This is a genomic window from Pirellulaceae bacterium, from assembly GCA_019636385.1.
In the GTDB taxonomy this organism is placed as follows: domain Bacteria; phylum Planctomycetota; class Planctomycetia; order Pirellulales; family Pirellulaceae; genus Aureliella.
Genome location: JAHBXT010000003.1, coordinates 994358 through 1019780, shown reverse-complemented (window position 1 = coordinate 1019780; position 25423 = coordinate 994358). Strand labels below are relative to the sequence as shown.

The window sequence follows — 25423 nt, the reverse complement described above, 5'->3', positions numbered from 1 at the left end:
AGGTCGCTGGGGTTGTAATCCAAGTGACTGTTAGCCTAATTGTCGCGAAAGGCCTCCGTTGGTTGCAGTTGAGCCGCTCGCCACGCCGGCAATGCGGCACCCAGCAGACCGATGCCCAACCCTAATACCACTCCCTGGGTCAGCACGGACGCATCAAAGTGTGGGCTAATCAGACCGCGGGCTTCTGGCGCTGAACTGAGCAGCTTGGTCAGACCCAGAGCAAAGACTATGCCAAGCACGCAGGCGATCGACGACAGCCCGCACGATTCACCGACGATCATCCCCACGACTCTTCGCCGCGACCAACCGATAGCCCGTAAAATGCCGATTTCTTTGGTCCTTTCCAGGACGCTCGTCAACATTGTATTCAGCGTTCCGATCGCGCCGATCAGCAGCGCGATAGCCGACGTCATCCAAGCCATTGCCTGAGCGATCTGCATGCGTGTATCCGTTTCGACATACTCAGATGTCGTTAGCGCCAACAGCCGCTTGTCCAGGCCTTCAATGGCGGCCACGACCAATTGCGCAGAAGACAAATGGACTTCAGGTTTTCGGTCAGGCTGACTTTGATGGACGTCCTCACCAAACAATGGCCCACGATCCAACACTACGTTGATGTACGTCACCTGGCCAGGCCGGTCGGTCAATTGTTGTAGTGTCGCCAGCGGCAAGATCATCGATCCATTTTCCCACGTGCTGGTGCTCTGGAATATTCCGGTGATTACATACGGCTCTTCGAACAGCATCAAACGCTCGCCAACGCCCAGCGCGACTCGCTCGGCCAAATGCGTGCCTAACATCACAGTCTTGGCCGGGTCGTATTCGGCTTGTCCAGCGGGCAGTTGGGGACCGTCCAAGCGCTGTCCTACGAATTTGTATTGCTCCAACATCCAACTATCTGGCGCAACGCCCATGGTGGGGATGCCGTAAATTCCTTGCTCTTCAAGGGATAACGTCTCCAGCATCACGCCCGCTGTGCGCTTGACGCCCGGCAAATCGGCAATCTGCTGAACGTACGAATAATCGACTGCGCTGCTAAGTCTGTCGGCGCTGCCTTGGCGCGAGACGACAATATCTACGCCGTGAGCAGCGTACACGTCTGCGAAGGAACGCGTGAACCCCTTGGCAACGCTAAATAGCGAAACAACCGCCATGATTGCCGTGGCCAGCGCCAGCAATGTAAGCAGAGACCGAGTGGGCCGGCGAGCCAAGTTCTTTACTATCAAACCACCAAAACGCACGGGTGACACTCTCCGTCACGAACAGTTTGAGCGGTGCCTCGCAATTGGCGAAGCAACCAGCCGGTGCGGACATCTAATCGACTTGGCGGCAAAGGCTTCTAAATCTATCCATGGCAACGAAGCCATCTAATGCCGCACTCTGGGGGGACTTTTCCGAAGTTTCAGTTTAGGAGACATGCGATGATAGGGCAGTACGGTATGGGGATAACCGCTCAGAAACCTAGGCAGTATTTCCTGTTGCTGTTTCTCCGATAACAAAGCAGTCGCCTCGCATCGAATACGACGGCCAGCACCATACTTTTGGGTGGTAACAGCTTCCTGGACTTTGCAGCTCGCAGCTTTAGTTGCCACAGCGTCTGGCACTTTGAGCGAGGATTTGGATTGGAACAAGCATGTTCACTTGGATGTCTTCTAATGGTCGTGTTCCCACTCAGCCCTCGGTCGTACTGGGTTGCCAAGTCGATCACACCCCGTCGCGCTGGCCGACGCATACCTGCTTGATGGCGATGACCACTACTACCAGTTTCTTTAAGATGCAAATGATCAGCCGGTTGATAGTCGTATTAGCGGCTGTGCTCCTGGCAACAGGTTGCCGCAATCGGCCGCTGGTAACGTTGATGCGCGGTGATATGAACATGAATGGCCAAATGCAGATGGCCGGGGACATGACCATGCGTGGCAACATGAATATGACGGGTGACGTTGCCACGTCCATGCGCACCGACAACACCGCCTCGCGGTTGGTTAGCGTGCCGGTCTATTCTAATTCAGGCACTGGCACCGGCCGGATTTGCGTAATTGATGTAGACGGTTGGCTGGTCAACCGCAATCTGAGTGGCCTCGGTTCGATGGGAGAAAACCCCGTAGCGCTATTTCGTGAAAAACTGGACGCCATCGCTGCTGATTCGACAATTCGCGCGGTCGTACTCAGAATCAATAGTGGTGGTGGCGGTGTGACCGCCTCGGATATGATGAGCCGCGACTTGGAGCAACTTGTCAGCCAGCGCGACCTGCCGGTGGTAGCATGCCTGATGGAGGTTGGGGCTGGTGGTGCCTATTACCTGGCCGCCGGAGCCGACGCCGTGATCGCTCACCCCACCGCCTTGGTGGGTGGCATCGGCGTCATTCTAAACGTGTATAACCTAGAAGACATGTTGGGCCAGTTCGGGATCACACCTATTCCGGTCAAGAGTGGCGATCGAGTCGATATGGGGTCACCCAATCGGGTCATGTCCGAAGAAGAGCGCGCCGCATTGCAAAGCATCGCTGACCAGTTCCATCAGCGGTTTATTGAACGTATACGTCAGCGGCGTAATCTTTCCACCGGCAGCCAAGAGTTGTTTGACGGACGCGTGCTCACTGGCACACAGGCCCAGGTAGCGGGCCTGGTCGATCGAGTCGGCTACTTGGACGACGCCATCCAGGAGGCTCGTTCGCTGGCCGGTTTAGCCGAAGGTGCCACCGTCGTGATGCTCAGACGCGACAACGACCGCGCCTACACGGCACTCGACATGTCCCCCAACACTCCCACGCTTTCGTCGCTCATACCGCTCAAGGTTCCCGGCCTGGACCGCAGCGCGTTGCCCACTTTCTTATACCTTTGGCAACCTGAGCCCGCCCCCTATTAATCCCGCAGCCCAGACGCCCCGCTCACCCCGTCTAACATTCAGCTGCACAATACGCCCGCTACGCAACACATCGCCAGTCTGTGTTGTACACCAGTCCCTGCTGGAACAATCCGCTGATTGGCTAAAAAAATGGGTACCTTAGAATTCGAGAGGCAGATGTTAATCCCAGACACTCCCATTGAGGGTATCTGCCTAATAGCAGTTTGTCGGTCAGATCAGGGAACCCATGGCAGAAGAATACGGATTGCAAAAACATTTCGCAGTAGAACTTGGGATGGATCGTTCCCATGCGCGGCGGTACGTTCTGAAGCTTGGAATCACACCGCAAAAACGCGGACGCCTGACTCGCAAAATCAACACACGCTCGCAGTGGATCAAGATGATGCTGATCCAATACGGCTGAAACGCCGCGAAGAAGGGCTTGTTGGCGATTCGAACCCCATCGCCAAAGATGTCGGTGGATTTTACATCAATCGCTTGGTTCCGGAATTGGATAATCGGCGCATTAAGATGGGGTTTGCGGATGATCTAGCGACACGGCAATCACAATATCGCATTGCCGCTCCAACGGCTCAAGCTGTCGCTTCTTGGGCATTCAAGCGATCATGGCAAAGGACTATGATGGACTGTCTTTCGAAATACCAGTGGCGCTTAATTCGCAACGAAGTCTGTAAGTGAGACGACGCTGCGGAGTTGGTGGAATTGGCATGAAAATTGTTCGGATTGCTAACTGATTCGAGCGCAAAAATCGCCGTTAGCGGAAGCCACACCATGCAACACGTAATGCGTGCGGCGGGGCTTTCGCTGGGGACACAGCACTGTGTCCCCAAACGGCCACCAGCACAGCCTAGTACTTTGTATAGATTGGTTACAATTGGTATACTGTCCTCCAGTCAATTCCCATTTTCGTACAGGGGACTTTCACCCCACGAATTTGCGCCCATGCTGGGCGTACCATGCGCGGGAGCGGCAGTGGCCAGTGGATTGCGTGATCAATGTCAACTCCCGTTGCCCCGTGATGCGGGGCGATATGCCAGTGAGAGAGCCTGTGAACCGCATTGACTGGAATGATCGCTACTCGGCCGAAGAATTCATCTATGGTACCAATCCCAACGAGTTTCTAGTTGAACATTCCTCCAAGCTTCGAGGACCGGTACTATCACTCGCCGAAGGCGAAGGGAGGAATGCGGTCTTCTTGGCTTCCCTCGGATTAGAGGTTACGTGTGTCGATGGGTCGTCGATTGGGCTAGCGAAAGCGCGAAAGCTGGCCGGTTTAAAGCGAGTTGACATACGGACCGAAGTGGCCGACCTGGCAACATACAATCCAGCAGCCGACAGCTATATGTCCGTAATATCCATCTCGGCACACTTGCCAAGCAACATCAGAAACCGTCTCTACCCCCTGGTTGAACGATGCCTGATGCCCAATGGTCTGCTGCTCCTGGAGGCGTATTCCGAAAATCAATTGCACCGCAATACAGGTGGCCCCAAGAATGGAGACATGTTGATGACCGTTTCCAAAATTGAGCGTGAATTCTCAAATCTTGAACCGCTTGTGCTACACGAGGTGGATCGGGAGGTCTTCGAAGGCAAACACCATACTGGCTTAGCTGCGGTTGTGCAATTCATCGGTCGAAAGCGGGCATAATTAACCGTTGCACAAAGAGCCCCGGAACGCGCGGATTGGTAAGCTCAATATCGTGTACCGCTAAAAATAGATCCGTGACCAATTCCTGCGAAGTCACACCCGCGATTGTACCTGCGCAGCATACAGCCGTGTCCTTGCCGCCGGCACGGTGGTCCAGGTTCAACGGATGTGGAGTCGGAGCTGGACTCATTGGTTTTTGCCAGCAAGACTTACGAAAGACCGTCCTGTCGGTTTGCTCGCCAACGTGCCGTTTTATGCAGGTGCCCCGATCTGGTCGTGTGGGCCTGCTGTTGACCACTTGATTTGCATGGCGGTGCCTGCCGTGCGCGAGCTACGCTCCTGCGCAGCATCTTGTTGTAGAATGACATTTATCTAGTGACTGCGCGTAGTCACTGACTTGTCAAGAGATTGCATGGCCCTGATGCCAACCTCCGTACTACCCAAACACGTTTTTGCCGCAATTCACCGTGAGAAGCCTGAGATTCAGGTTTCGCAGGCGGTGGTCCAGGCTGCGACGATCGAGGCCGCAGCGTTACTAGACCAGATAGCGACTCGAACTTCGGGACTGACAGCCGCAGAAGCCACCGAGCGTCTAGCCGAGCATGGCCCAAACGTGCTCGCTAAAGACCAGCGACCGGGAATCACCAGACTCATCTACCGGGCGATCATCAATCCGCTCGTCTTGTTGCTGACCGTGCTGGCCTGCATTTCTTTTGCGACCGGCGATGTCCGCGCAGGGCTTTTGATGTCACTGATGATCCTGCTGGGTGTGGGCTTGAAGCTGGTTCAAGAGTCTAAGGCCGACAGTGCTGCCGCCAAACTCCGAGCCCTGATTTCGGTCAAGGCCACCGTCATCCGCGACGGCCAGCCTCAGGAGGTTCCGGTTGCCCGGTTGGTTCCCGGTGACATGGTACAGCTCGCCGCCGGAGACATGATTCCCGCCGATATACGTATCATCGCAGCTAAGGATCTTTTCGTCAGTCAGGCATCGCTGACCGGGGAGAGTTTCCCCGTCGAGAAATTCGAGATCGAGAAGAACGCGCAGACAACGGTTGCCGTGGAACTCACCAGCATTGCGTTTCTGGGCACCAGTGTGGAAAGCGGTTCCGCAACAGGGGTAGTCGTGGCGACTGGGGCGGACACCTACCTGGGGAGCATGGCCCCGTTAGTCACGCAGCCACCGGCGGAAACGGCGTTTGACAAGGGGATTGCTGAATTCACTTGGCTGATGTTGCGATTTGTGCTTGTGATGGTGCCGCTCGTGTTCCTGATCAACGGACTCACCAAGGGCAACTGGACGGAGGCCTTCTTCTTTGCCATCGCTGTGGCGGTGGGGCTGACGCCGGAAATGCTGCCGATGATCGTCACGGTCTGCCTGTCGAAGGGCGCGCTGGCCATGAGCCGTAAGCAGGTCATCGTCAAGCGGATTAACGCTATTCAGAACCTGGGGGCCATGGACGTACTCTGCACCGACAAGACTGGCACCCTGACGATCGACCGCGTCATTCTGGAGCGACACTGCGATGTGGCGTTGAAGGAAGATGACGGCGTGCTCGCGCTTGCGTACATGAACAGCCACTTCCAGACCGGTCTCAAGAACGTCCTCGATCGAGCGGTCCTGGCGCATACCGAAACGCACACCCACGCAAACATTCCCGAGTACGCGAAAGTGGACGAAATCCCATTCGACTTTCAGCGGCGCATCATGTCGGTGGTGGTCCGCACGCCTGAAAACAAAGATCGCATCATCAGCAAGGGAGCCCCCGAGGCCATCTTCCCGCGTTGCAACAGTTTTGAACTGGATGGCCAGCTCTTCCCGATGGACCACGCCCACATCGAGACGCTCAAGCACGAATATGGTCGGCTCTCGGCCGACGGTTTTCGAGTGCTGGCAATAGCCAGCAAAGACATCCCACCACGGGGCGTCGTCGCAGGAGACGCGACGCCGTACTCCCAGACAGATGAGTCGGACCTGATCTTGAATGGCTACGTGGCGTTTCTCGATCCGCCCAAGGAAACGGCGGCGAAGGCCATACAGGCGCTGCATTGTCATGGCGTGGCAATCAAGGTGGTCACCGGCGACAATGATCTGGTAGCCCGCAAAATCTGCAAGGAGGTCGGACTATCGACAGAGTTCATTCTGCTGGGCAGCGACGTCGAGGCGATGAGCGATGATCAACTGGCAGAAGCCGCCTTGCAGACCACGCTGTTCGCACGGGTCTCGCCCGCGCACAAGCAGCGGATTATTCATGCTCTGCAATCACGTCAGCACATCGTCGGCTTCATGGGAGACGGAATCAACGACGCCCCGGCCTTGCGGGCGGCAGATGTCGGTATCAGTGTCGACACTGCCGTCGATATCGCCAAAGAGTCGGCAGATATGATTCTGCTCGAAAAGTCGTTGATGGTACTGGAAGCGGGCGTCGTGGAAGGTCGCAAGGTCTTCGCGAATATTCTGAAGTATGTGCGCATGGGGGCCAGCAGCAACTTCGGCAATATGTTCAGCGTCCTGGGGGCCAGCGTCTTCGTCCCGTTCTTGCCGATGGCTCCGATTCAGATTCTCGCCAATAATCTGCTCTACGACGTCAGTCAGACAGCGATCCCGACTGACGATGTCGACCCTGAACAGGTCGAGAAGCCGCGTCCATGGGACATCCGCCAGTTGACTCGCTTCATTGTCTTCATTGGTCCCTGCTCGTCGATTTTCGACTACACCACGTTTTTCATGATGCTGTACGTTTTCAACTGCTGGCACGTCTCGACCCCCGAGGCAGCGGCTCACAGTGCGAGCCTGTTTCAGACCGGGTGGTTCGTGGAAAGCCTTTTGACTCAAACGATGATCATCCATGTCATCCGCACCAACCGGATTCCTTTTTTTCAGAGTCGTGCGTCCTGGCTGCTGATCTTCACGTCGGCCTGCGTTCTGGGAATCGGAATCGCAATACCCGCGTCGCCTTTGGGCCGCTACCTGGGATTCACGACGCTGCCTCCTTTGTACTGGCCGCTGATGGTGATAACCCTGTTGAGCTACGTCGTCTTGACGCAACTGATCAAGACCTGGCTGCTACGAGTGAAGTGGATTTAACTGAGTATCAAGGAGCAACCCGCATGTATGTCCAACATAGAGAACGACACAGAACGAATCGTATTGGCTGGTTGCGAGCCGCGGTGTTGGGGGCGAACGATGGCATTGTGTCCACGGCGAGTCTGGTCGTCGGTGTGGCGGCGGCACATTCTACCGCGAGTGACATACTGGTTGCGGGCGTAGCGGGGCTCGTGGCCGGCGCAATGTCGATGGCGGCTGGGGAATATGTTTCTGTCAGCTCGCAGTCGGATACAGAAAAAGCCGACCTGGATCGCGAGCGAAGAGAGCTGGCAACTGAGGATGAGTCGGAACGGAACGAACTGGCGGCGATCTACGCTAGCCGCGGAGTAGAGCCGGCGCTGGCCAGACAAGTGGCCGATCAACTGATGGCCCACGACGCCCTGGCAGCCCATGCTCGTGACGAATTAGGCATTTCGGATCTGACAACCGCTAGGCCCATTCAGGCGGCCTTGGCCTCGGCGGGAACTTTCGCCATCGGTGCCGCGATGCCTCTGCTTACCGCCCTTGTCACCCCACGGACGGTATTGATCCCCGTCGTCATCGCCACATCCATCCTGTTTCTGGGGCTGTTGGGCGGTTTCGGTGCCCACGCCGGCGGAGCTCCGGTCACGAAGGCCGCCATCCGAGTTACCTTCTGGGGAGCGCTGGCAATGGCCCTGACGGCTGGGGTCGGCGCACTGTTCGGAGCAGTGGTGTAACCCAACTCTGAACGCTTCAGGACAAACGTCTGTGCAACACGGAACAGTGCCCGCCATCCCCGGATCCGCAGGGCAGCCACTATCCTCAGACCGCCCAGCATGCGATCCATTGGGGGGCGCCGCCTAGCCCGAATCGTCGTCCGCGATCTTCGCGGCCAGCCTCCCCATCCCTTCATTTATGTTTCCAAGGGGATGAACGCGTCACTGGGCATGCGGCCGGGAGTGGCCCGCGTCTACAACTGCAAATTGTCGTGACTGCCCGCTTGGTTCGTCTGACCTGCCTTTACTCTGCAAGGCCAGTGATTTGGCCCATTCATGGATCTATCTCCAATCGCAGGTGGACCGGACTGACAACGCCTCAACGCAACCCAGTAGCAACTAAGAGAGCGTGCATCGGTACTTAAGGCTAACGATTCGATGGCGAGAGAACCACAGCGACAAACGCTGCCGCCGATCGTGTGCAGTATTGCCGAGCCAATTGAAGTCAACGCAAAGTACGCGACCATCTATGCCGACCCTCCTTGGGAATAAGTAAACACGACTGCAAGCCAGGGCCGCTCGAGACATCTCGATCTCGCACACTCGCAGAAGTCAGCAGAGGCCGTAGTACCGATACTTCGCCTACCATCGAAGACGGGAAGGGCCGAACATTTCTTACTTAGTCGGCTCTGAAAATTCCGCAGCACCTTGATTTGATTGGGGTTTAACGGAATTAGTGCGCGCTAAAATTGCAAGGTAATGAGTTCGTGAACGTCAAAACCTTGCAAAATGGAGCAGTGGCATGAAGCCGAAAATCAAGCCTGTATCGACGCGCCTGAGTCTCTTCTAAGCCCACTTTGTCAGATACTCAATCCAGTTCATCCATTGGTTAACCTGGCCAACAGAATCGACTGGCAGCGTCTCCAGCTGGCTTTGGAAGATGCCTACTGTGAGGACTTCGGAGCGCCGGCCAAAGCCGTACGCTTGATGGCGGGCCTGCTGTACTTGAAGCATGCGATGAACCTCTCGGACGAAGCCCTGTTGGAGCGTTGGGTTGAGAATCCGTATTGGCAATACTTATGCGACTTCGAGTCGATGCCGCATGAGACACCGATCTACGCCACCTCGCTAACCAAATGGCGTAATCGCCTGGGAGCCGAGCGGCTGGGCTTGCTGCTGACAGGGACCATTGATTTGGCAGTGCGAGAGAAGCAGCTCAACCCACAGCAGCTAGCGCAAGTGACCGTTGATACTACAGTACAAGAGAAGAACATCAGCTATCCCACCGACTCCAAACTTTACTTCAAAGCGATCGTTAAACTTGCGAAGGGCCGCTGCCTTTCGCGGAGTCAAGCTGCGACAAACCTATGTTCGAGTAGCCAAACATGCAGCCATCAGTGTCAGTCGCTACGCGCATGCCAAACCGCACAAGCGGATGCGAGCGCAGCTATGCAAACTACGAACCTGGCTTGGCCGAGTCCTGCGAGACTTTCGCCGGCAAGTGCCCCAGCCCGACTTGCGATTAGAGCAACGCCTCTTGCTGTGTGAGCGTTTGCCTACGCAGCAGCCAACGGACAGCCAGAAACTGTATTCTCTACATGAACCAGAGGTATAGTGCATCAGCAAGGGCAAGGTCCGACAGCGTTATGAGTTTGGCCAAAAGGTGAGTGTCAAGGCCCACGGCACGAGATGGAAGCTGAGACTTCCGCCGGCCTCAGTCTGAATAAACTTGAGATAACTTCATCGTACCGATTTAGTGCCTGAGGTTCCTTGTACATCTCCCTCAGTGTCCCAATCCTCTGCATTGGAGAATATCCCATCTGCTGGTGTCTTCATGGCGTATACAAGGATTTGATCCTGTCCATTGATCGTTTGGCACGAGCCAAGAATTTGAATTCCCCCATTCAGTCCAGCGCGGACTTGTATTGCCTCGTATAGCGTGACATTTGCTCCTACGTCAACGCTCCACCGGGACATCCCGCTAGAACGCTCCAATGCGCGGACGTAAGCTCTGCAGCACCCTAGCACGAAACTGCAGAAGTGACGCAGGACGGTTGAACCAGTTCAGGTAGCAAATTGCAATGCATGCTCATACTCGCCTCAGTTAATAACCTAAAAAATTTGACACTACTGGCTGATCGCCAATGGTCCTGCCTTCCGTGCGTTTGCCGACTGTCGACAAAATCGTTATCCGATGCGACAGCCAGGCACATCCCGCAGATCGTTCGGTTACTCGCTACATTGCCAAGGCACATGTAAACACCGGCCGGTTTTATTGCGCCGCCAGGTAGCAGGAAGCCGAAAAATCCGCAGAGCAAGTCTGCGGGCTTACATGGTGCATTTTGTGTCGTTCCATTTTACTAGCCACCGCGCAATCAGCCCCAATTGACTCACCTACTTCTCCGCAAAATTGGGGCGATCCGGGACGACAGTGAAGGGAATTTCATGCTTGGCAATTTGCTCAAAAAACGGTCGCATGCCATGTTCTAGTTCATAATCGCGTTCTTCAGTGTACAACGGAACGACGGTGAAAAAATTGATCTGGCGTCCATCGCTGGTCTGCAGCGGTGGATTGAGGTTGGAAAAGTTGGGGACCATCAGCAGGCAGGTTTGCTTGGTGTTCGGTCCAAGTGGCACCGGTGGGTCGTCGCTGGAAACCAGTGCGGCGGGCAGTCCCAGCCAGGAATCGCTCTGGTGAGGATAATAGGCCATCTTGCGTAGCCACTGGATGGGCCACATCCAATTCAGGTCGGAACCTGCCTCGCGGGGATGCTTCCAGTCCGGCGGCAGGTGAATGACTAGCTCGGCATATTGCCAAGCCTCCTGCCCTTTCGGAACTTTCATGGGCAAGTCGCTCATGCCGTTGGTAAATAGTACCAAGTAGGGGTGAAAATCGTTGGGGCGAATAATGTTGATCGAGACAGAAATGCCTTCCATCACAGGAATGATTTCCTGTATTCCATCCTCGTCAGCAAGACCAAACCTCTGCTCCATATACTGGATGATTTCTTGAGAGCGTTTGAATTCGGGTGACTGATTGACCATCTGTGAAGGGGCTGGTTCCCAGAGTGGGATATCCACGCCTTCCACCGGTCGATGGCAACCGTGGGCTTTGAGCAGTTCCGCGATCTCTTGGTGCCCACCCTGCTCGGCTTTCACTAACGCGTTGATCAAGATGCCCGCAGGAGTTCGGTAGGTTGCGTGTCGGTCGATGTTCGTGGTTAACAGATACTCGACAACATCTAGGTGCCCTTCGGCAGCAGCTCGCATCAGTGGATTGTTCAATGCATGGCTCATATCCAGCATCGAGCCCGCCTCTACTAGATAGCGGACGATGTCTGACCTTCCTTTATTTGCGGCATAAGTTACCGCAGGTGCCTTCCAGGTTCCACCAAGCCTATCAAGTTCAGCGCCACTTTCCACTAGGAATTTCACGATCTCAAGGGTGCCGTACTTAGCTGCCGAGTGAAGCAAGCTGCCGTCGTAGTCATTACTCTCCAGATCACTTGGCTCTAGTAGTCGGCGAATCGCGCCCAGGTCGCCATCATCAATCGCTGAATCAAGCTCGGCTTTGAAATTCATTAACTCGCTCCTAATAGATTCTTAAAGCCATCTTGCGCTTGCCCACCAAGCTCTTTCAACCTATCAAGCACTTTGTTCGTATTCTTAGTCGACTTTAGTAGAACATCCAGCTCTTTAAGCACATGTTCGATCGCTTGATTGGTATGAACACCCTTAGTCAGAGCAAAGACAAAGATATCCAAACTCATGAAGGGATCAATACCGTGGTCGAACCATAGCTTGCGCTGTATTTTAAGAATCTGGTCACGATGGACCTCGCGACCGAGTTTCGGCAAAATGTGATGCAGGTGGCCTCCTGCTTCAACTAATGCCTCTGGTGCTGCCGACACCAGTGTGTCAATTTCTGAAGCCTTCAATTGACCTATAAAATTGTTCTTCACCATATTCAGCAACTCATCGTACCGCCCAAGTTGCGCGGAACTCAGTGAGTCTTTACCATGCTTTCTCACTTTGGTCTGTAGCTTCAAAAACTTGCCGCAATCCCAATCGGCGTTGTGAACCAGGATGCCAAGTTCAGTAATCTCGTAGACATGCTCACCTGCTACCTCCAGGTTGTAGACGGGAGCTGCATCGTCCAGGAATTCGACCGTGGCAACTTCTACCGCTCCATGTCGAGCTTGTAGATTATGGCCGGGTTCCAATTCGCCCAGGCCAGACCACTGGTCTCGCTCAACGCACCACACGGGGTGATTGGCGGTGCCGGTGATACTGGTGCCATCGGCCAGCGTTACGCGAACTCGATTGTTTACCGCCCGCGTCGCATACCGTCCGGTAACAACGGCTCCCTCACCAGGCAGCACGTCAGGTGCATCGTTGATCGAGCGAACTAGCCCGCGCCCATCGACGTTGATTTCCGTCAAATCAAAGGAGAACATTTTGCCGACCTGGATATGATGTTGCTCAATCCACTGTGGTGATCGCAATATCTCAGCATCAACCACCGAACCATTGGCGTGACGAACCTCCAATGAGATTCGCTTCCAACGAGTAAAACTTTCGTTGGCTGGATCGTATTGCGTCTCGTAACGATTGGGATTCTGCGTTTGGACTCTGGCTCCAAGCGGAACATCCTTGATTTTGACTGCGGACTCGGTGGCGTGGTTTGGAATAACCGTAGCCGTCCCATGGACGCTCCTCAGTCCGAGCGAATCATCTGACCAATCGCTGGAGTAGTCACCGATAGAGCCTGGCTGGTTTATCAAGCAGCGGGTATCGCCCTCGAAACAGCCAAACATGTTGAAGGTCTTCAGCGCCATCCTACCTCCCTCAAGTCCTGCTTGCTTACAGTCCCAGAGTGAAATGTTGTGGATTAAGCTGCTTGAGCCGCCAGGAACGATTAGTATGCCTCATCTGAGATAAACAGACTTTTCAACACTTTCTGCCGATACTCGGCTGTGTCTAAGGAGTGCTGCTCGGCACCCACCAACCGCTCCAAAACTGTTTGGTGGACGACCTTTCGCTGAGCGCACCTTAAGAGATGTCGCTTGCACCGCTTCGGTTTCCTCGCCAGCTCACTACGGGCTGAGGCTCAACTCGTCGTCGGTTTTTCTCTAACTCCAACCGAGGTTTCCATGCCTTTTCTAGCTGGCAGTCTGGCTTTCGAGCGTTTTCGCGTGTCGGGTTTCGAAGATACGAAGTTCGAAGAGCAACATATTGAGATATTGGACAGTTACGCAGGTGGTCAATTAGAACTTGGCAGTCAAGACGCGGTCCAAGTTGGTTTTCTTGGTGGTGGTCATGTGCTCGACCAGTCGTTTGACCAAGGCAAAAATATCGTTAACGGCGCGCTGCACTGTTCAGTACGCATCGTTACCAATCAGGTACCAGCCTCGTTGAAGAAGGCTTGGATGCAAATGGAACTAGCGGCTCGAGCTGCTGAGAACGACAGCGGTCGACCCACACGTCAGCAACGTCAAGAAGCAAAAGAGGCAGTCGAGCAGCGAAGCCTGGCGGAATCGGCTTCGGGCAAGTTTCGCAAGATGCAGCACTATCCGCTGCTGTGGGATCTACCCGGCCAGCGGCTCTACTTTGCTGGATCAGGTTCGGCCGTCATAGGCCACTCAATGGAGCTGCTGGAACGTGCGTTTGGCGTTGAAACTTCGCGAATTACGGCTGGAAGGTTAGCCTTGGAATGGGCAACCATCAACGACAAGCTTTCCGAGCTCGACGATGCTGTCCCGGCTCAATTTGTTCAAGAGATGAGTCATACCGAACTGGCTTGGTTGGGTAGCGATTTAAACAATAAAGACTTCTTGGGCAACGAGTTCTTTGTGTGGTTATGGTGGAAGCTGGCCAACGAGACCGACACGTTCACCTTGCCGGACCAGTCTGAAATTACCGCGATGATGAACAAGACTCTTACGTTAGAATGCCCCTTGGGCGAAAACGGCAAAGAGTCGATCTCAGCAGAATCACCCATGCACCTGCCTGAAGCGATCCGAGCCTTGCAATCTGGCAAGCTGCCGCGCAAATCAGGTTTGACGCTCATTCGTCATGGCACTCAGTACGATCTAACGGTACAAGCAGAGAGCTTTTCAATCAGTGCAGCCAGAATTCATGTGGACGAGGAGGCTGATCCATATGATGCAGATGCGCGCATCGATGCAATTCGCGAAATGAACGAAACGCTCGACCTACTGTTCAGTTACTTCTGCAGCCTGAGAATTCCCGCCAAAGCTTGGAAAAACGAATTACGCGGCATTCAAACCTGGTTGACTTCTGCCAATCCCGCCAACGTACGCCGAAACCCCGCGGCCTAGGCGAGCGGGATTCTCCGACAATTCCCGCCACAGAATGTTCATGGCGTTTAGCTTCTCTTCGGGCGTAAGTGGCGCAAGCATGGTTTCAAGTGACATTGGCTTTCCATCAAAGAATATTATAGCGCACGCCGACATCTGACAAAGGCTGCGTAAAGGACGAACGCCAGCGATAACGGTGCCGCCGTAGACTGTCAGTCCGCTTCGAACATCTCGGACGCATCGACCCACGTTTAAGCGATAAGCTGTACCGTGGCAAAGAGTATTGACGTGTGTTGGATGAAAACTGTCATGGCAATAGGATCTCTGTATTCTTGTGTGTGTCGCTTGAGAGGTAAATTTATTGCTGAATAAGTATCAAGTGCTATTCGACGAGTTGCGTCGCGGCTGTTCAGACGCCCGGGCCCGTTCGCCACTAAGGCACAGGCAGAAGTTGAATAGCGTCGATGTGGACGACGCCCTTGGATCCTGAGACGCGAAAGGTCACACTGTAGTTGCGGGCTGTATCAAATTGAAATTGTCCCAATGATTGAAAGTTATTGGTGCCTTGCGGAGGTTGTGTCTGATCGATGGTCAGTGTGTGAGTGCCCTCGACCGAATCTACAGTTATCTCGGCGCGCTTCGCTCGATTCGAGTGTGCCCCCCAGTTGATTTTGACTTCATATTTTCCTGCTTGCTGGACTGAAAACGGGAACTTGGCAAATGCATTTTGGTCGCTCGAAAAATGATATCCTTCGCCTACGAAACCAACTAAACTGCCTTTTCCATCCCACTTTCCAGACAATTGGGCCGTCGAATCATCTAGGACAATACCTGGCAGTGTCGCCGGATTGATACCTCTGGTCGGTATTTCGGGAATCGTAACTCCCTCAGGTATATGCAATGGGTCTATTGGACTGTCGCGTCGCATGACTGCTGGGCTGTCCATCAGTTCATGCAGTTTGGACAAATGCGTATGGTAAACGTCGCGCGGGAAAGCATTCATATAGACGCAGATCCAAGCAGCTTTTCCAACTACTTCTCCCATCATTCCACATGTCCGCATGACACGAATTGGCCCGATAGCTTCCCTTTCAACGCTGATATTGCGTCCTGCCATGAACAGATTATTGATGTTTCGACTATACAAGCATCGATACGGTGCCCAATAGGGTCCTTTGTAGGAGTAACCCTCGCCGCGAGTGTATTCTGAAATGAATTCTTCGCCTTCCAAACCAGCTTGATATTTCTCGTTGGGACGGTGAATGTCGATGTGCCAAGAATTTGGAAAAGCAGGATCGGGATAGACAACGCCATCACGGAAATCGTCGGCCTTAAGCATTACGTCGCCGACAAGTCGTCGCGACTCTCGCTTGCCAGCTATAAACGCGCTCCAGCCCAGGCGGTGATTGGGATAAAGGCCGTCAACATTCTTTAGAGTATCCCAAGCGCTGTACATGGCCCGCATGTTCAGGTCGCGAATACGCTCGATATCCCTGATAGGATCCTTATCAAACCCACTTTCCCAAAACCATCCACCTAAATTGTCCAAACCTTTAAGGTTAGGAAAAGCGTTAACTCCGGGGCGGCCTGGAAACGGCTTATTACTCAGGTCGATGGCCCAGGGCAATCGAGGAAACGGAGCTTCGGTGTCGCCCTGTTCAGTTTTTGCCGCCAGCGCTTCCTTGTCTTTGCACTCGCATTCCAATACCTGTTTCTGGTTGGACTGATCCAATACATTCCAGAGATTGCTCGCGCCCATGAAGCCTTCGTCTGACATCACATAGTCGGCTCCAGCCAAATAACCTACGGTTGCGTCTCCCGTACAATCAGCAAACAGTTTCCCATGTAATCTAAGCCGTCGAGCTGTTCTAGTGCTTTGCGCAACCACGGATTGGATCACGTTATCCAATGTGGCAACTTCATTGACTCGGTGTTCCAGCAGTAGAGTGATGTTCGGCTCGGCCTGAACGACTTTCAGTTTTCGATCATCCTCGTAGAGGTCGCGGTTTTTTGCGTTTGCATTTCCTGGAAAACTGCGCTGCGGACATATCTCCTCAACGATTTCGCCCACGCGAGGAAACGGCTTTTGACGAGTGTGTCCCTCTGGCCAAACTCGAACTTCGCTGCTGGCATTGCCTCCCAGCACAGGTCTGTCCTGTACCAATGCCACCTTTAAGCCTTGTCTAGCAGCCGATATGGCCGCACAACTTCCCGCTACTCCGCCTCCGACGACTACCAGATCGAAATGGCCGCCATCAGCAGGCTCGCCCTGCAATCCCAGCAGTCTTCGACGAAATGCGGTCATCTCAGGCTCTTGGTTGGGCGGAGAAAAGTTCGCATCGCTGGAAAACACAATGGCATCACATCGCCCTTCAAAGCCAGTCAAATCGTGCAAGGCGATAGAGGCCAAATTGCCTACTTCAACGGTTCCGCCATATTGCCAATGCCACTGAGCGCCTTCCGTGCCAAAGGTGGTGCTGAGCGGTTTGTCGTTGATGACAACTTGGAATCGCCCAGGGGCAACTTGAGTTTTCCAGGGCGCGATCCAATCGCGCGTGCGCACCCAAACATGGTAGGTGCCGCCTGAGGCAAACTCACACTGTGTTGTCGCGTCTTTTACTGGCACACCCAGTCCATGTGCAAGCAAATAGGGTGATCCCATTTGATCCATCGACTGCTGGTCCAAATCCCATCCACCAAGATCGGTAAACTGCTCGGCCTCCAGCAATACTTCATTGCTACGAACGGTCGATGGAAGCAGGAGTACAATCGGAAGTACACACAGATAGAGTAAATGGCTTGTCATAAAACGATCCCAAGTCTCTGGTTCTAAAGGCAAGTGAGGGCACGGCTAGCGCGCAATGCTAAGCGGCCTAGGTAGTCTAGCGCGATATTGATTTCTTTGGTAGACCATAGGTATGCGCAACGTGATTCTTTCTACGAAGGCCGTGGAAGCTGTGTCGCCGCTTGGTCTACGGGAGAGCCGATCATGTCCCCTGCAAAAGCAGTTCGAGTCGAACTGGTCAGTCAATACTTCGAGAGCTTGTCCGATCCAAGAGCCGCAAACACCAATTGACTGATCTGATCGTGATCTGCATTTGCGCGATTATCTCGGCTGTCAGTTTGCAGTAAATCCGGCCAGTGATTTGCGGGTCAAAGCCGGCCACTGCCAACGAGGAGCGAGTTTGACTTTGGGAATCTCCATGCACGATGCATGCTGGAGGAACCCAACATGGCAAACCATCTTTCAATGGCCAATCAACCAGCGATCGCCGCACTGCACCGCAGTGCTCATTCCAATCGACACATCGCCCGCGTCCTGGGCGTCAACCGCGAAACAGTCGGTAGGTACGTCCGTAAACTTCAAAACCGGCCAAACCCGCAAACCGGGAACCAGTGTCGACTCAAGCCAAGAGACCACCTAAAACCACATCAATCACTGGCTGGTTTTAACCCGCAAACTGACAGTGCTGCTTCTCACCACGTTTTGCGTACAGCTGAAGGCTTTCATTCGACCAGAGCTTCCTGTAGTAGCGAAGGCACAACTGCTTGAATTCGTCGTCATTGTCCGGTCGCTGAAAACGAAAGCCCATGGGCAAGAACACCTTTTTGCAGGTCGCTTTTCAATTCAGTCGTTCGCTGAGATATATCACCGCTTCGAGCCTACGTTGTCCCATCTTTCGGCGGACAAGGATCATTTCCAAAACTTTCTTTGTCGCGAATCTGCCCATTGGGACGGTGAATCACCAACTCACTTTGATTCTGTTGAGTTACCCATTCTTGGACAGAGCCTCGTGCAATGCCGAAGAAGTTCTTTCGGTCGGCTGACGTGACTCGTACGCTGCCTTCGGCAATGTTGGCAGAAATGGAGAGAGCAGCGCGATTGAGTTGGTCAACGAGAAAACCGTAACCGCGGGAGAACTGCTCGGTAGCGGTGCAAACTTCGTCGGCGAAGTCGAGGGACTTTTGGTAGACCAGCAGCTTTTCGAACTGGAAAGTCATTCAGCTGCTCCGGGAAGAAGTGAGTAGAGCAGTAGAAAGTAGACCGAGCAGAGAAGAGAAGGTCGAGCGGCCATGAACGTCTGCACCCCTAGAAGACTCGGGGGTGCGGAGGCTCTACTGCTCTACTTTCTCTTCTCTACTCTCTATTTTTTGGGCCTGAAGGCCCAAAAAATCGGGGTGACAGGATTCGAACCTGCGACCCTCTGCTCCCAAAGCAGATGCGCTAGCCAGGCTGCGCTACACCCCGCTGAAAGCGACGAATCGTAACGAATCAATCGCCTGGCCGCAATGCGGTTCCTCGCCCGTGCTACGTAAAATCAGCCAGAATCGAAACGAATTTGGGCTGAATCTGCCCCCAAACCTGCGGGAAGTCTTTGTCGAACACCAGGCTAAACGTCATTATGAGGACATTGCTATCGGTTATACTAGGAGCCAATGATCCTGGGTTTCGTCGAAGTCGGAGGCTAGGATGCTCAAACCGCTTGGATGCCAATGGACACGACCGAATGATGCCGTTGCCTTTAATTCGCATTGCAATTGACTCACTATTGACCGTGCGGTTCGCTTGCCTTGTGCTATGTCAATGTTTGCGACGGGAGATAGCGTTTGCTGTTACCGCTGCCTTTTTGCTGGCGCCAATGTGCCGCGCTGAAGAGCAAGAACACTCTGTGCCGGCTGCGTCAGATTCTAAGCAGCCGAGCGCAACTTTCGAGACGAACGTAAGGCCGATCCTCCGCGAGTACTGCTTGGATTGCCATGGCGCCTCCAACGAGATCGAGGCATCGCTTGACCTGCGACTTGCACGATTCATCCTGGCGGGTGGTGATTCAGGACCGGCGATCGTGCCGGGCGATCCAGAGGACAGTTTATTAGTGCAGATGGTCAGCAGCGGTCAGATGCCGCCCGGGGAAGTTCGCCTGAGTCCAGAAAAAGTCTCCATCATCCGTCAATGGATCGCTGCCGGAGCACAGACCGAATCGGCGGAGCCGGAGTCGATCGGTCCAGGAATTCCATTGACCGAGCACGAACGCTCGTTTTGGGCCTATCAGCCACTTGATCGGCCACAGCCGTCTGGACCACAGGTAACGCTACAAGCCGATCGAATTCGGACGGGACTGGATGCTGTCATTGCTCAGGACATGCCCCAGGGCCTGACTTTTTCCGAGGATGCAGATCGCGTGACTCTTGTTCGACGAGTCTACTATGATCTGCTTGGCCTGCCGCCTAATCCGGCGGACGTTGTTCGCTGGACTACATCTGCCGATCCAAACTGGTATTCGCAGATGGTCGATCAACTGCTCTGCTCGCCAGCCTATGGCCAGCGTTGGGCGCGGCATTGGCTAGATGCAGCTGGCTACGCCGATAGTGATGGGTTTACTGTTGCCGATCAGGTGCGTCCCTGGGCATGGCGTTACCGTGACTATGTGATTCGCGCGATGAATCAGGATAGGCCTTTCGACCAATTCATTTGCGAGCAGTTGGCCGGTGATGAGCTAGCTGGCCCGGCCAACGGCGACTGGACAGACGGGCAGATTGAACTGCTAACAGCTACTGGCTTTCTGCGTATGGCCGCCGATGGGACGGGCAGTGGCGATAACAGCCCGGAGGCGCGCAATAAGACGATCAGCGATACTCTGCAAATTGTGGGCAGCTCGCTGTTGGCGTCGAGTCTTCACTGCGCCCAATGTCACGATCACCGCTATGATCCAATCTCGCAGCGTGATTATTTTGCGTTGCGGGCCGTGTTTAGCCCGGCGCTCGACTGGCAGAATTGGAAGACACCCGGCGAACGCTTAGTGTCGCTGAGCACCGCCAGCGATCGCCAGCTGTCTGCTGAGGTCGAAGCGGAAGCACAGGCAGTTGCTGCCGAGCGTCAGCAGAAGCAGTCAGAGTTTATGCGTGAGGCACTCGACCAAGAGCTGCTCAAATTCGACGAGCCACTACGAAGCCAACTGCGCGCGGCGTACGACCAGCCAGCCGACTCTCGAACAGCTGAACAGCGAGGTCTACTGGACGCTCACCCGAGCGTGAATATAACTCCTGGAGTATTGTACCAGTATTTGCCCAAGGCTGCCGAGGAGCTGAAGCAGTTCGATGCGCGAATTGCAGAGGTTCGCTCACGCAAACCAGCGGACTCGTATATTCAAGCGCTCATCGAGCCGCCCGGTCACTTGCCGGCCACGCAAATGTTCTACCGAGGCGATTTCAATCAGCCGCTCGACCAAGTGGAGCCCGGTGGTCTGTCGGTTTTATCTCCAGTAGGGCAGCCCGTGCAATTTATGCCCGATGATCCGACGCTGCCTACTTCGGGGCGACGACTGGCGCTGGCGCGGTGGTTAACCAGTTCGGACGTACCGCACCCGTTGTTTACACGGGCGATGATCAATCGAGTTTGGCTGCACCACTTCGGACGGGGCATTGTGGCCACAGCAGGAGACTTTGGCCGCTTGGGCAGCAGACCGTCCCATCCCCAAGTGCTGGATTGGTTGGCCCTGCACTGGATCGACAGCGGTTGGAGCCTCAAGGCGCTGCATCGCGTGATTTTGAATTCGACCGTTTATCGCCAGTCTTCGGCGCAGCGACCCGAGGCTTACGCAATCGATCCAGAGAATCAATTCTATTGGCGAAAGCCGCTGCTGCGATTGGAAGCGGAGGTGCTGCGTGATAGCGTTTTGGCATTGTCAGGCAAGTTGAGTCTGGAGTGCGATGGGCCTCCGATGGCTGTACTGGAAGATGAGACTGGACAAGTCCGAATCGATCCGCAGGAACATCGGCGTAGCATTTATGCCTCGTGGCGTCGCACTCAACCGGTCGCCATGCTGCAGATGTTTGACGCGCCCGTAATGGCGGTCAATTGCGACGCTCGATCGGCCTCCACTGTAGTGACTCAGGCTTTGCTGATGATGAACAGCGACTTTATCGTCGAACATTCTGGTCTTATTGCCGCTGAATCTAAACGCTTGGCTGACTCGCAGGCCTTCAGGGCCGCAGATTACAAGTCAGCCAAATCATCCAGCGCCAATGCGCCGCAGCACGTGTTCATTGCTGCGTCATACGAAAGCCCATCGGAGGATCGCATCGAATTTCCGCAGCCGCCACAGCCGGTTTGGCACTATGGTACTGGCACAATCAGCGATAGCGGTGGGCGAGTCGAACAGTTTCGACCATTACCGCATTTTACAGGCAGTTCTTGGCAGGGCGGCTGGCAGGTACCTGACCGGCAACTTGGCTGGGTACTGTTGACCGCGCACGGTGGGCATCCAGGCAACGTAGCGCATCCCGCCATTCGCCGGTGGGTCGCTCCTTCGTCTGGGCAGGTGACGATCGTCGGCAAGTTGGAGCATGGCAGCGAAAATGGTGACGGTGTTTGCGGCCGTGTCTGTATAGCCGAAGGCACTCAAGGCACCTGGACTGCCTTCCACGGGAGCGTTGACACGCCACTTGGCCCAATTGCTGTGACAGCCGGCCAGCCTGTGGACTTTGTGGTCGACTGCCAGTTGCACGAGACGTCGGATTCATTTGCTTGGCCCGTCGTGGTAACTTTCACCCCCGACAGTGGCCCGGCGCGGGTTTTCGAATCTGCGGCTGGTTTTGCTGGACCTGCCGAGGATTATTCCACGCTGCCGCATCAACTGATATCGGCCTGGAGTCAAATATTGTTGCGCCCACCCAGCCCCGACGAATTTCAAGCGGTCCTGCGACTGGCTCGCGATCAATTGACCTTGTTCCACCAACAGCCCGAGCGGATCGCCAACGGTCAAACGGCAGCGGGACAAGTACTGACCAACGTCTGCCAGACACTGATTAGCTGCAATGAGTTCTTGTACATCGACTAGGATGAACTGATGCGACACATGATCAATCGCCGTGGAATGTTAGCCAGCACCGGCATGGGCGTCGGTGGGCTCGCGCTGCAATGGCTGATGTCCAGCCAAAGCCAGGCGACACCGCCGGTGATGAAGCTGAAGCCGCACAACGACCTTCGGCCCCGGCTACCCGAAGCACAGCCCACAGCCAAAGCAATGATCTCCCTGTTTCAGCACGGTGGACCATCGCACATGGATCTGACCGATCCCAAGCCGGAACTTACGCGCCATTCCGGAGAGGACTATCCTGGCGACATCCACTATTCGTTCGTTAACCAAGCCAGCAAGAAGCTGCTAGGTAGCCCCTTTCGTTTTGAACCGCGTGGGCGCTGCGGCATGGAACTATCCGAACTGTTGCCGCACACCGCCAAGGTCGTGGATGACTTGTGCCTGATCCGCAGCATGCACACCGGTGCCAACGGGCATGAGGTTTCGATACGCTACTTTCACGGGGGAATTCCTGGAATACTTGGGCGGCCAACACTGGGCTCATGGATCACGTATGGATTGGGAAGCGAGTCGCAGGATTTGCCAGCCTTCCTGGTGCTGACCGATCCAGGTGGATTGCCCGTGGACGGAGTCACCAACTGGTCCAACGGATTCATGCCAGCCATGTTTCAAGGTACCGTACTCAGGCCGCGTGAGCCCCGCATCTTGAACCTGGAACCTCCGACGCATCTGGTCGGGACCGTTCAACAGCAGAATCTTGAGTTGTTGCAGCAGCTCAACCAAAGCCATTTGGCGACGCACCCTGGCGAAGGGGAGTTGGAGGCGCGGATTGCCACTTATGAGTTGGCCGCAAGAATGCAGGTGGCGGCTAGCGATGCGCTTGATATTTCGCGTGAGTCGGCAGCCACGCACGACATGTACGGACTAAACAATCCTGAAACGCGCGAGTATGGAACTCGCTGCCTGCTGGCTCGCAGATTGGTTGAGCGCGGTGTACGATTTGTGCAGCTGTTTCACAATGGACAGCCGTGGGATAATCACAGTAGTATTCACAGCAGCTTACCGGCAATTTGTCGACGCACCGATCAGCCTGTGGCTGCATTGGTAGCGGATTTGAAACAACGCGGCATGTTGGATTCTACGCTAGTGCATTGGGGTGGTGAAATCGGAAGATTACCGGTCACACAGAATCACGGCTCACCGGACCAAGCGGGCCGCGATCACAACGGCCAGGGGTTTAGTATCTGGCTGGCCGGAGGCGGCATTCGTGGCGGTATGACCTTTGGTGCAACCGACGAGTTCGGGCATCGGGCTGTCGAAAATGTGGTAACGCCCAACGACTTCCAGGCCACAGTTTTGCATCTATTTGGACTGGACTGCTCGCAGTTGAGTTTTCCGTACAACAACCAGCTGCAAAATATCACCGCCGGCCGCCCGGCCCGCGTAGTTCAAGAAATTGTGGCTTAGTTAGTTTCGCTACGACTTTCCGTCTCCGCCTGACGCAGCAGTAGGTGAAGTAGCAGGCACTACGATTATCTACTGGTGTTTCATGATCCGCGACTTTCGTTGGCGTCTTTGGCGGTCCCAGTGTTGGGTTCGCGCAGGCGCTGAGCCTGTGCAATAAGTTTTTCCAACCGCTCGGCAGCTCGATCATATTCGACGGTCAATTTGCGCACTACGACGATCTTCGTGTCCAGTTCTGCCTTGAGCTGTCTGGCTAGCTCGTGCAGCTCAACTTGCCATTGTAAAACCTCTTTGGGCGCCCCGACGGAAGCTGCCCCGCTGAATTTGGCGGGGGGCAACGAGCCGTCCAGACTGGAATTCAGTGTCTTGACGAATTCAACCGAATCCAACTGGCGACGGGATCGCGCGCGTTTGCGGATCAGCAGCCAGCTCATGACGCCCATGCCGGCGATTAGCATCAATAGGGGTAGTTGGTCTTTAGGGATCATCATATCTCATCCGCATCGTTGTTTCAGGTGGTGTAACCTCAGCACAATTCGCAAGATTGAGACTGCGATGGATTGAGACTGGAAGAGGTAGCGATCGTAACGATCATGCGGTCGCTGAGCTGGATTGGCATGTAGGCGATTTCAAACCGACTGCTCAGCCGGAGCTACAAGAACTGGCTGCTGAAACTGAGGCCGTCAAGGGACAATCATAAGGCATGATGCCCATGATCGTGATGCCCATGATCGTGATGAGAGTGATGAGAGTGATCGTGATGAGAGTGATTGCTGTGGTGATGTTCGTTAGCCAAATTTGAATCCCAGAGCTGTCCGATGAATACTCGCAGCACGTTGGGCTGTTGCGGAAAATCTCGCTGGCCTGCCCCATATCCGATCGATTGAATAGTCATATTGGGCAATGGACTGAATTGATCGACCAGTTCAGCTAAAATCGCCGCACCGGTTGGCGTAGTCAGTTCGGCAGGGATGTTTGAGCTGCGTATGGGGATACCACGCAGTAAATGCGCGGTGGCAGGCGCAGGCACGCTGACCAGGCCATGAGCGATGGTCACATTGCCGCTACCGACCGCTGGCGGGCCTGACCACAGCCGATCGATTTCTAGGTTTGCCACAGCGACCGCCACACCCACGATATCCACGATTGAGTCGATAGCCCCCACTTCATGAAAATGCACCTGATCTATCGGCAGACCATGCACCTGTGCCTCGGCTATAGCAATGCGTTGAAAAAGCCGCAGGGCGATATCTCGCTCATTGGGCGAGAGACCACTGGATGCAATGATGCGCTGTATGTCGCCCAGCCCTCGATGAACCTGGTCGCTGGGGTGTCGCACGTGCAGTTTAAGCGCTCTAAATCCACAGCGTTGCGTGGGTTCGAAATCCAGCGTTACTCCGGGTAACCCCAGTGATTGAATCTGCGAGTCAACATGCGCGCGATCCGCGCCAGCATCCACTAGCGCCGCCAGCGTCATGTCGCCGGCGATTCCACTGGCGGGGTCCAGGTAGGCAAATTTCAT

General features: G+C 54.8%; 17 protein-coding genes and 1 tRNA gene. 9 read left to right on the top strand and 9 right to left on the bottom strand.

The window, feature by feature from the left end; translation table 11 throughout:
* Nucleotides 1-35 precede the first annotated feature (35 nt).
* Nucleotides 36-1241, bottom strand: coding sequence for an ABC transporter permease (locus KF752_14595; GenBank protein ID MBX3422780.1), 1206 nt, complete (start codon nt 1239-1241; stop codon nt 36-38).
* A gap of 539 nt (nt 1242-1780) precedes the next feature.
* Between KF752_14595 and sppA the strand changes: the two genes are divergently transcribed.
* The 3 genes from sppA to KF752_14580 all read left to right on the top strand — a co-directional run bounded on the left by sppA (nt 1781) and on the right by KF752_14580 (nt 4517).
* The gene (gene sppA / locus KF752_14590) at nt 1781-2869 is read left to right on the top strand and encodes a signal peptide peptidase SppA (GenBank protein MBX3422779.1); all 1089 of its coding nucleotides are present in this window, start codon (nt 1781-1783) and stop codon (nt 2867-2869) included.
* A gap of 226 nt (nt 2870-3095) precedes the next feature.
* On the top strand, nt 3096-3272 hold the full coding sequence (locus KF752_14585; GenBank protein MBX3422778.1) for a hypothetical protein: 177 nt from the start codon (nt 3096-3098) through the stop codon (nt 3270-3272).
* A 645-nt stretch (nt 3273-3917) separates the two neighbouring features.
* Entirely contained in the window at nt 3918-4517 is a 600-nt protein-coding gene (locus KF752_14580; GenBank protein ID MBX3422777.1) for a class I SAM-dependent methyltransferase, read from the top strand.
* Here KF752_14580 and KF752_14575 read toward each other — a convergent pair.
* Nucleotides 4495-4707: a hypothetical protein gene (locus tag KF752_14575; GenBank protein MBX3422776.1), complete on the bottom strand. Its 213-nt coding sequence runs from the start codon at nt 4705-4707 to the stop codon at nt 4495-4497. The genes KF752_14580 and KF752_14575 overlap by 23 nt on opposite strands.
* Before the next feature lie 222 nt (nt 4708-4929).
* Here KF752_14575 and mgtA point away from each other — a divergent pair, with 222 nt between their 5' ends.
* The 3 genes from mgtA to KF752_14560 all read left to right on the top strand — a co-directional run bounded on the left by mgtA (nt 4930) and on the right by KF752_14560 (nt 9848).
* Complete coding sequence (gene mgtA / locus KF752_14570; protein ID MBX3422775.1) at nt 4930-7602, top strand: magnesium-translocating P-type ATPase; 2673 nt, start codon at nt 4930-4932, stop codon at nt 7600-7602.
* A gap of 23 nt (nt 7603-7625) precedes the next feature.
* Complete coding sequence (locus KF752_14565) at nt 7626-8321, top strand: VIT family protein (protein MBX3422774.1); 696 nt, start codon at nt 7626-7628, stop codon at nt 8319-8321.
* 768 nt (nt 8322-9089) lie between these two features.
* Entirely contained in the window at nt 9090-9848 is a 759-nt protein-coding gene (locus KF752_14560) for a transposase (protein MBX3422773.1), read from the top strand.
* An 846-nt stretch (nt 9849-10694) separates the two neighbouring features.
* Here KF752_14560 and KF752_14555 read toward each other — a convergent pair.
* Complete coding sequence (locus KF752_14555; GenBank protein ID MBX3422772.1) at nt 10695-11882, bottom strand: suppressor of fused domain protein; 1188 nt, start codon at nt 11880-11882, stop codon at nt 10695-10697.
* Nucleotides 11882-13138, bottom strand: a complete 1257-nt coding sequence (locus KF752_14550; protein MBX3422771.1) for a hypothetical protein — start codon at nt 13136-13138, stop codon at nt 11882-11884. The genes KF752_14555 and KF752_14550 overlap by 1 nt, the downstream gene beginning before the upstream one ends.
* 315 nt (nt 13139-13453) lie before the next feature.
* On the opposite strand from KF752_14550, the gene KF752_14545 reads away from it, so the two are divergent.
* Nucleotides 13454-14641: a hypothetical protein gene (locus KF752_14545; GenBank protein MBX3422770.1), complete on the top strand. Its 1188-nt coding sequence runs from the start codon at nt 13454-13456 to the stop codon at nt 14639-14641.
* Between the two features lie 412 nt (nt 14642-15053).
* On the opposite strand, the gene KF752_14540 is transcribed toward KF752_14545, so the two are convergent.
* The 3 genes from KF752_14540 to KF752_14530 form a co-directional block, all read right to left on the bottom strand.
* A complete protein-coding gene (locus KF752_14540) occupies nt 15054-17426 on the bottom strand; it encodes an FAD-dependent oxidoreductase (GenBank protein MBX3422769.1) in 2373 nt (790 codons plus the stop codon).
* A gap of 857 nt (nt 17427-18283) precedes the next feature.
* Entirely contained in the window at nt 18284-18622 is a 339-nt protein-coding gene (locus tag KF752_14535) for a four helix bundle protein (GenBank protein MBX3422768.1), read from the bottom strand.
* 172 nt (nt 18623-18794) lie between these two features.
* Nucleotides 18795-18869, bottom strand: a tRNA-Pro gene (locus tag KF752_14530).
* Between the two features lie 421 nt (nt 18870-19290).
* Between KF752_14530 and KF752_14525 the strand changes: the two genes are divergently transcribed.
* Together KF752_14525 and KF752_14520 are read left to right on the top strand one after the other, a co-directional pair.
* A complete protein-coding gene (locus KF752_14525) occupies nt 19291-22458 on the top strand; it encodes a PSD1 domain-containing protein (GenBank protein ID MBX3422767.1) in 3168 nt (1055 codons plus the stop codon).
* Between the two features lie 9 nt (nt 22459-22467).
* Nucleotides 22468-23904: a DUF1501 domain-containing protein gene (locus tag KF752_14520; GenBank protein MBX3422766.1), complete on the top strand. Its 1437-nt coding sequence runs from the start codon at nt 22468-22470 to the stop codon at nt 23902-23904.
* Between the two features lie 80 nt (nt 23905-23984).
* Here the strand turns inward: KF752_14520 and KF752_14515 are convergent, their stop codons facing one another.
* Both KF752_14515 and KF752_14510 read right to left on the bottom strand, forming a co-directional pair.
* Entirely contained in the window at nt 23985-24392 is a 408-nt protein-coding gene (locus tag KF752_14515) for a hypothetical protein (protein ID MBX3422765.1), read from the bottom strand.
* A gap of 203 nt (nt 24393-24595) precedes the next feature.
* Nucleotides 24596-25423: a LarC family nickel insertion protein gene (locus tag KF752_14510; GenBank protein MBX3422764.1), complete on the bottom strand. Its 828-nt coding sequence runs from the start codon at nt 25421-25423 to the stop codon at nt 24596-24598.

Bases quoted from the DNA above. Each gene is read 5' to 3' on its own strand.
- sppA (MBX3422779.1), top strand. From the start codon at position 1,781: ATGATCAGCCGGTTGATAGTCGTATTAGCGGCTGTGCTCCTGGCAACA.
- KF752_14585 (MBX3422778.1), top strand. From the start codon at position 3,096: ATGGCAGAAGAATACGGATTGCAAAAACATTTCGCAGTAGAACTTGGG.
- KF752_14575 (MBX3422776.1), bottom strand. From the start codon at position 4,707: ATGAGTCCAGCTCCGACTCCACATCCGTTGAACCTGGACCACCGTGCC.
- mgtA (MBX3422775.1), top strand. From the start codon at position 4,930: ATGGCCCTGATGCCAACCTCCGTACTACCCAAACACGTTTTTGCCGCA.
- KF752_14565 (MBX3422774.1), top strand. From the start codon at position 7,626: ATGTATGTCCAACATAGAGAACGACACAGAACGAATCGTATTGGCTGG.
- KF752_14560 (MBX3422773.1), top strand. From the start codon at position 9,090: ATGGAGCAGTGGCATGAAGCCGAAAATCAAGCCTGTATCGACGCGCCT.
- KF752_14555 (MBX3422772.1), bottom strand. From the start codon at position 11,882: ATGAATTTCAAAGCCGAGCTTGATTCAGCGATTGATGATGGCGACCTG.
- KF752_14550 (MBX3422771.1), bottom strand. From the start codon at position 13,138: ATGGCGCTGAAGACCTTCAACATGTTTGGCTGTTTCGAGGGCGATACC.
- KF752_14545 (MBX3422770.1), top strand. From the start codon at position 13,454: ATGCCTTTTCTAGCTGGCAGTCTGGCTTTCGAGCGTTTTCGCGTGTCG.
- KF752_14540 (MBX3422769.1), bottom strand. From the start codon at position 17,426: ATGACAAGCCATTTACTCTATCTGTGTGTACTTCCGATTGTACTCCTG.
- KF752_14535 (MBX3422768.1), bottom strand. From the start codon at position 18,622: ATGACTTTCCAGTTCGAAAAGCTGCTGGTCTACCAAAAGTCCCTCGAC.
- KF752_14520 (MBX3422766.1), top strand. From the start codon at position 22,468: ATGCGACACATGATCAATCGCCGTGGAATGTTAGCCAGCACCGGCATG.
- KF752_14515 (MBX3422765.1), bottom strand. From the start codon at position 24,392: ATGATGATCCCTAAAGACCAACTACCCCTATTGATGCTAATCGCCGGC.
- KF752_14510 (MBX3422764.1), bottom strand. From the start codon at position 25,423: ATGAAATTTGCCTACCTGGACCCCGCCAGTGGAATCGCCGGCGACATG.